Source organism: Thiemannella venezuelensis (assembly GCF_014203605.1).
In the GTDB taxonomy this organism is placed as follows: Bacteria; Actinomycetota; Actinomycetes; order Streptosporangiales; family Streptosporangiaceae; genus Planomonospora_A; species Planomonospora_A venezuelensis.
Genome location: NZ_JACHJJ010000011.1, coordinates 238,116 through 245,966, shown reverse-complemented (window position 1 = coordinate 245,966; position 7,851 = coordinate 238,116). Strand labels below are relative to the sequence as shown.

The 7,851-nt window shown below is 76.3% G+C and carries 1 protein-coding gene; it reads right to left on the bottom strand.

The window, feature by feature from the left end:
* Positions 1-7,824, bottom strand: a 7,824-nt coding sequence (locus FHS22_RS18360) for a non-ribosomal peptide synthetase (protein WP_184943229.1), incomplete at its 3' end; no start/stop codon positions are given.
* Between the last annotated feature and the right edge of the window lie 27 nt (positions 7,825-7,851).

The window sequence follows — 7,851 nt, the reverse complement described above, 5'->3', positions numbered from 1 at the left end:
ATCCGCATAGAGACCACACAAGATCTCCTCCACCGGCGTCCGCGGCCCCCGCCCCGACACAGCAGCCCCCGGCGCGGGCAACGCCGCCCGATCCAACTTCCCGTTCCGCGTCACCGGCAACTCATCGAGCACCACCACCGCCGACGGCACCATGTACTCCGGCAACACCCCCCGCACCAGCGCCCGAACCTCCTCCGCAGACGGCGCCCCCGCTCCCGGGGACGACACCGCTCCGCCCGCCGTCGCTCCCGGCGCCGCCGCACGGCCCGCGTCCGGAACCCCCACCACATACGCCACCAGCCGCCGATCACCCGGCCGATCCTCCCGCACCACCACCGCCACCGCCGACACCCCCGGATGCCGACCCACCACCGCCTCGACCTCCCCCGGCTCGATCCGAAACCCCCGCACCTTCACCTGCTGATCCGTCCGCCCCAGATACTCCAGCACCCCGTCCCCACGCCACCGCACCAGATCCCCGGTCCGATACATCCGCTCCCCCGACCCACCGAACGGACACGCCACGAACCGCTCCGCCGACAACCCCGCCCGCCCCAGATACCCCCGCGCCAACTGCGGACCCGCCAGATACAACTCCCCCGCCACCCCCACCGGCACCGGACGCAACCACCCGTCCAGCACATACACCCGGGTGTTCCAGACCGGGCGGCCGATCGGGACGGACACCGCGCCCGGCTCGGGGCGGTGCTCCCAGAAGGTGACGTCCACCGCGGCCTCGGTCGGGCCGTAGAGGTTGTGCACCGGCACGCCGAGCCGGGTGGCCGCCTGCTCGGCGAGGTCGAGCGGGAGCGCCTCGCCGCTGCACAGGACGCGGCGCAGGGATCCCGGTTCCGGGTTCTCGGCGAGGAAGACGGCCAGCATGGACGGGACGAAGTGCACGGTGGTGACGGCCTCGTCCCGGATGAGCCCGGCGAGGTAGACCGGGTCGCGGTGTCCGTCGGGCCTGGCGATGACCAGGGCGGCGCCGGTCTGGAGCGGCCAGAAGAACTCCCAGACCGAGACGTCGAACCCGGCCGGGGTCTTCTGCAGGACCCGGTCGTCGGCGCGCAGGCCGTACTCCGCCTGCGCCCAGAGCAGGCGGTTGACGATCGCGCGGTGGGAGACGACGACGCCCTTGGGCCGTCCGGTCGAGCCGGAGGTGTAGATCACGTAGGCGGGGTCGTCCGGTGCGGGCCGCAGGTCCGGGTTCTCCGGCGAGCGGCCGGACGGGTCGGCGGTGGCCAGCCAGAGGGGGTCGATCACCACGGCGGGCAGGGCGTCGCCGAGCATCGCCTGGACGCGCGCCTCCGGCAGGCCGGGGTCGATCGGCAGGTAGGCGCCGCCCGCCTTGACCACGGCGTACATCGCGACGAGCAGGTCCGCCGATCGGGGCAGCATCAGGGCGGCGATCCGCCCGGGCCCGACGCCGCGCTCGGCCAGGAGCCGGGACAGCCGGTTGGCGCGGGCGTTCAGCTCGGCGTAGCTCAGCTCGGCGCCCTCGAACACCAGCGCCGTCGCGTCCGGCGTGCGGGCGGCCTGCACCTCGAACAGGTCCATCAGCGTCACGTCGGGTACGGCCGCCGCCGTCTCGTTCCACGCGTGCAGGACGAGGTCGCGCTCGGCGGCGGGGAGCGCGTCGAGCCCGCCGACGGTCCTGCTCCCCCGCGCCGCCCTCTCCGGTGCGGTCGCGCCCTCCGGCGCGGCCTCTCCGCCCGGCCGTGCCCCGGTCTCCCCGGCGAGGGCGGCGAGCACGTGCCGGAGGCGGTCGAGCAGCCGTACGGCCTCCGCCTCGGTGAACACGTCCGGCCGGTACTGCAGGCGGAAGCGGAGCCGCTCCCCGGGGATCGCCAGCAGCGTGACCGGGTAGTGGGTGGCGTCGGCCACGTCGGCGGCGGTCAGCGTCAGGTCGCCGATCGCGGTGCGCGGGTCGAGGGGGTAGTTCTCCATCACCAGCAGCGTGTCGAACAGCGCGCCGCGGTGGATCTCGGTCAGGCCGAGGTGGTGGTGGGGCAGCAGCTCGGCCTGCTCGTCGCGGAGCCTGCGCAGCAGTTCGCCGACCTCCTCTCCGGGCTGGAGCCGTACCCGGACCGGCAGGGTGTTGATGAACAGGCCGACCATGCGCTCCACGCCGGGCAGCTCGGCCGGGCGGCCGGAGACGGTGCCGCCGAAGACGACGTCGTCGCGGCCTGTGAGCTGGGCCAGCAGCAGGCCGAAGGCGGCCTGCAGGACCGTGTTCAGGGTGGTGGAGCAGTCGCGGGCCAGCGTGCCGAGGGCCGCGGTCAGGGCGGGGTCGAGCTCGGCGGTGACCCGGGCGGGCGCGACGGGCACGGCGGGTGCCTGGGGGGCGACGAGGGTCGGCTCGTCCACGCCGTCGAGGGCCCGGTCCCACGCCTCCCGCGCCGCCGCGCGGTCCTGCCGGTTGAGCCAGGCCAGGTAGTCGCGGTACGGCGGGGCGGGTTCCGCCTCTCCCTCCGCGTAGAGGGTGAGCAGTTCGGCGGCCAGGAGGGGGGTGGACCAGCCGTCGAGCAGGATGTGGTGGTTGGTGAGGACCAGCCGGTGCCGGTCCGGTGCGAGCCGTACCAGGGCGAACCGGAGCAGCGGCGGCCGGGCCAGGTCGAACCGGCGGGCCCGCTCCTCGGCCGCCACGGCGTCGGGATCCCCGCCGGAGACCTCCCGCCAGGGGACCTCGACCCGGCGATGCACGAGCTGGACGGGGTCGTCGAGAAGGCGGAAGGAGGCGCGCAGGACGGGGTGCCTGCGCACCAGCCGCTCGGCCGCCCGCCGGAGCCGGGCCGCGTCGAGGGGACCGGCCAGGTCGAGGGTGAGCTGGGCGGTGTAGACGTCCACGTCGAGCAGGGAGTGGAAGTACAGGCCGCGCTGGAGCGGGGCGAGCGGCCAGACGTCCTGGAGGTCCCGGTCGGGGCCGCCGGACGCGCCCGGATCGCCGTCGTCCCCGGCGGCGCCGGCGCCCTGGGGGCCTGCCAGGTCGTCGAGGTCGCGCTGGGCCAGCGGGGCGAGCACGTCGGAGGGGGTGAGCCCGCCCCCGGTGTGCCGGGAGATGCCGGTGAGCGCCTCGGCCCACGCGGTGGCCAGGGCGGCGATCTCCTCGTCCGGGTAGGCGGCCCCGGACCAGGTCCAGGTGGCGCGGAGGGTGTCGCCGAGGGCGAGGGCGTCGATCTGGATGCCGTGCCGGAGCGGCGCCCCGGCGTCCTGCCCGCCGGACAGGCCGCCGTCGGCCGGCTCCCAGTCCCCGCCCGAGACGGCGACCCGGCCGAGGTAGTTGAAGCCGATCTCCGCCTGGGGGAGCGCGGCGAGCACCGGCCCCGCCTCGGGGTCGAGGTGGCGCAGCAGGCCGTAGCCCAGCGGGTCGGGCAGGGCGCGCAACTGCTCCTTGACCCGCTTGACGGCCTCTCCCGCCGCGGGCCCGCCCGCGCACAGGTCCGCCCAGTCGAGCTCGCCCGCGTCGATCCTGGCCGGGTGCATGCCGGTGAACCAGCCGACGGTCCTGGACAGGTCCGCGCCGGGGAGCAGGTCGTCCCGGCGGCCGTGCCCCTCCAGGTCGACGAGCACGTCCCGCCCGCCCCGCCGCGCGACGGCCGCCGCGAGCCCGGCGAGCAGCACGTCGTCGGCCCGCCCGCGGAACGCCGCGGCGACCCTGCCCAGCAGCGGGCCGGTGACCTCCGCCGCGAGCTCCACGACCAGCTCCCGCCGCTCTCCCCACGTCCCCCACCGTCCGGGGACGGCGTCCCTGCTCCCGCCCGGGATCACGGTGCCGCCGTCGGCGGCGAGGAGGGCGGTCCAGGCGGCGAGTTCCGGAGCCCTGGTGCGGGCCTCGGCCCGCAGGTGGCGCGCCCAGGCGCGGAAGGAGGTGCCCACCGGGGCGAGCGCCGCGGGACGGCCCTCCACGGCGGCGGACCAGGCGGCGAACAGGTCGGGCAGCAGGACGCGCCAGGAGACGCCGTCGACGACCAGGTGGTGGAGGACGAGCAGGAGGCGGCCCGAGCACGCCGGGCCCGCGTCCAGCCAGACGGCTCTGACCATCGCACCGGCAGCCGGGTCCAGCTCCGCCCGGGCCAGGGCGAGCTGCTCCTCGGCCGCCGCGCGCAGTCCCGCCTCCGACGGCCCCGTCCCGGACGGTCCGGCCTCGGCGGGTTCCCTCCCGGACGGTCCCGTCGCGCCCGCGCCGCACCCGGCCTCGACGCGCCGCACGCATTCCGCCGCCCGGACCGATCCGGGCGGCATGATCTCCAGTCTCGTGTGCCATCCGCCGGCGGCGTCCGCCGCCCCGCCCGGGGCCTCCTCCGGCGTACCGCCCCCCACTCTCATGCGGAGTGCGTCGTGGTGGTCCAGTACGGCCTGCAGGGCGTCCGCCAGGCGGCCGAGGCCCAGCTCCGGAGGCACCCGGAGCGTCACGCTCTGGCAGAACCCGGCGACCGGCCCGCCCGCCTCCGCCAGCCACTCGACGATCGGGGTCGCCGGGACCGGCCCCACCCCGTCGTCGTCCGCGCCGGCGGCCCCTGCGGCCCCGGCGGCCTCCTGGGCGGCGAGCGCGAGGGCCTCGGGGGTCTGGTGCTGGAACACCTGCTTCGGCGTGATCGCGAGTCCTGCCTCGCGGGCCCTGGCGACGAGCTGGATCGCGACGATGCTGTCACCGCCCAGGTCGAAGAAGCCGTCGTCGGCGCCTGCCCGGTCCAGGCCGAGCACCTCGGCGAAGAGCGCGCACAGCAGCCGCTCCCGCTCCCCGTCGGGTTCCCTTCCCCCGCTCTCCCGGTCGGGCGCGGGCAGCGCGTGCCGGTCGAGCTTGCCGTTGGAGTTCAGCGGGAGCGCGTCGAGGACGACGACGGCGCCCGGCACCATGTACTCCGGCAGCGACCGCCGGGCGAAGGCCCGCAGCCCGTCCGGGGTGACCGGAGCGCCGGCGCCCGCGGCGGGTGCGGCGGACCCGGCGCCGGGCGTGACGGGCGCGGTGGGCGCGGTGGGCGCGGTGGGCGCCGCAGGCGCGGTGGGCGCCGCAGGCGCGGTGGGGACGACGTAGGCGACCAGCCGCCGGTCCCCCGGCCGGTCGTCGCGGGCCAGCACCGCGGCCTGCTCCACCCCGGGGCAGGCGGCGAGCACCGCCTCGATCTCGCCCAGCTCGATCCGGAAGCCCCGGATCTTGACCTGCCGGTCGGCCCGGTCCAGGTACGCGAGCTGGCCGTCGGCGCGCCACCGGACCAGGTCGCCGGTGCGGTACATGCGCCCGCCCGGGGTGAACGGGTCGGCGACGAACCGCTCGGCGGTCAGGCCGGGCCGGTTCAGGTACCCGCGGGCCACGCCGGGCCCGGCGACGTAGAGCTCGCCGGTGCCGCCGGGCGGGACCGGGCGCAGCCCCGCATCCAGGACGTACAGGCGGGTGTCGTAGACGGGGCGGCCGATCGGGAGGTCGGCGGGCGAGGTCAGCGGGTCGCTGGTGGTGACCACGACGGTGGTCTCGGTCGGCCCGTACACGTTGATCATCCGTCGGCCGGCGGCCCAGCGCCGGACCAGTTCGGGACGGCAGGCCTCGCCTCCGACCAGCAGCGTGCGCAGCTCGGGCAGGGCCGTCTCCGGGACCGTGGCCAGCGCCGCGGGCGTGACGAACGCGTGCGTGACCCGCGCCCCGGCGAGGAACCGGCCGAGCGGCTCGCCGCCGTACACGCCGGTGGGCGCGAGCACGAGGGCCGCGCCGGAGGAGAGGGCCATCAGCCACTCCAGCACCGCCCCGTCGAACCCGATCGAGGCGAACTGCAGGACTCTCGCGTCGGGGGTGACCGCGTACCGGTCGATCTCGGTCCTGGCGAAGGCGGGCAGGCCCGCGTGGGTGACCACCACGCCCTTGGGGCGGCCGGTGGAGCCGGAGGTGTAGACGACGTAGGCGGGATGGCCGGGCAGGATCGGGACCGCGGGATCGGTGGCGGGCAGGCCGCCGCCGTCCCAGACGTCCAGGTCGACGATCTCCGGGCCGGACCCGGTGCCGTCCCGCGCCGGCGCCGGGCCGGACGCGTCACCGTCCCGCCCGGTCTCCGGGCCGGGTGCGCCGCCGCCTCCGGCCCGCCGGATCTCCTCCATCACCGCGGCGGTCCCGCCGCCCGCGACCACGATCGGCGGGGCCGCGTCGGCGAGCATCACCGCCAGCCGTCCGGCGGGATGCTCGGGGTCGAGCGGCAGGTAGGCGGCCCCGGACTTCAGGATGGCGAGGAGCGCCACGACCATGTCGGGCGAGCGCGGGACCGACAGCCCGACGTAGCGGTCCGGGCCCGCGCCCCGGGCGATCAGGTGGTGCGCGAGCCGGTTGGCGCGGGCGTTCAGCTCCGCGTAGGTGATCCCGGTCTCCCCGGCGGCCACCGCGACGGCTCCGGGCGCGACCCGTACCCGCTCCTCGAACAGGTCCACGGCGGTGCCGGCCGGCACGTCGCGCGGGGCGGAGCCCCACTCGGCCAGGAGGGTGCGCTCGGCCTCGTCGAGCAGCTCGATCGCGCCGACCCGGTGGTCCGGCCCCGCCTTGGCGACCCGGGCGAGGAAGCGCAGGAACCGGTCGTGGTGGTCGGCCAGCTCGGCCTCGCCGTACAGGTCGGGATGGCCGTCGAAGTCGATCCGCACGCCGCGGCCGTCGGAGCCGTCGTAGAGGTTGATCGACAGGTCCTCGACCGGGCCGGTGGCCAGCGCGTGCGCGGTGGCGGCGTGCCCGGCGAACTTCAGGTCGTAGTCGAACCGCATGATGTTGACCACCGGCCCGAACAGCCTGCCGCGCACCTCGCGCCGGAGGTCCTCGTAGCGGTAGCGCTGGTGTACCAGCAGCCGCCCGACCTCCCGGGTGACCTGCCCGACCAGCTCGCCGAGGGTGGTCTCCGGCCGTACGGCGAGGCGGAGCGGGAGCACGTTGGAGAGCATGCCGGGGGTACGGCGGGCGGCCGGCGTGGTCCTGGCGGTGACCGCCAGCCCGAGGACCACCTCCTGCACCCCGCCGAGCCGGGCCACGAAGGCGGCGACGGCGGCGATCATCAGCCCGGAGACGGCGGTGCCCCGGGCGAGCGCCGCCTCGGTCAGGGCGGCGGCCTCGGCCTCCCCGAGCCGGGCGCTCCGGCGGTGGAACCGGGAGGTGGGCATGGCGTCGCCGGGACCGCTCCGAGCCACCATGTCGCCGGGTCCGCTCCGAGCCACCATGTCGCCGGGTCCGCTCCGGGCGAGCGTGCCGCGGGTGGTGTCGGGGAGCCCGTCGAGCCGCTCCAGCCAGTAGCGGCGGTCGGCCTGGTGGCGGGCGGAGGCGCGGTAGGCGGCGTCCTCCTCCAGCAGGGTCGCCAGCGAGCCCAGACCGCCCGGCTCCGGGTCGCGGCCCTCGGCCAGCGCGGTGTACACCTCGGCCAGGCGCTGGGCGATCATCGGCCCGCTGTAGCCGTCCATGATCACGTGGTGGCAGCGGAGGTACCAGAGATACCGGTCGTCGGCGACCCTGAGCAGCGCGGTGGCGACCAGCTTCCCGGGGGAGAAGGGCGAGTTCAGCTCGTCCCGCATCCACTTCAGGGCGGCCCGCTCGTCCCCGAGGTCGAGGAACGGGCACTCCAGCTCCCGCACCTCGACGACCTGCCCCCCGTCCCCGGACCCCCCGTCCTCGACGATCCGCAGGTGGACGGCGTCCGCCTCGCGGGCCGCCCGCCGTACCGCCGCGGCGAAGACCTCCGGGTCCACCGGTCCCGACACCTCGATGTACTGGGCGATGTGGATCGGGTCTCCGGGAGCCAGCCGCTGGGCCCGCCAAATTCCACTCTGCGCCGCGGACAATGGCAGGAAGGAATTCGGAATGTGCACCGTCGCCACGCTTTCCACCTGGGCCTG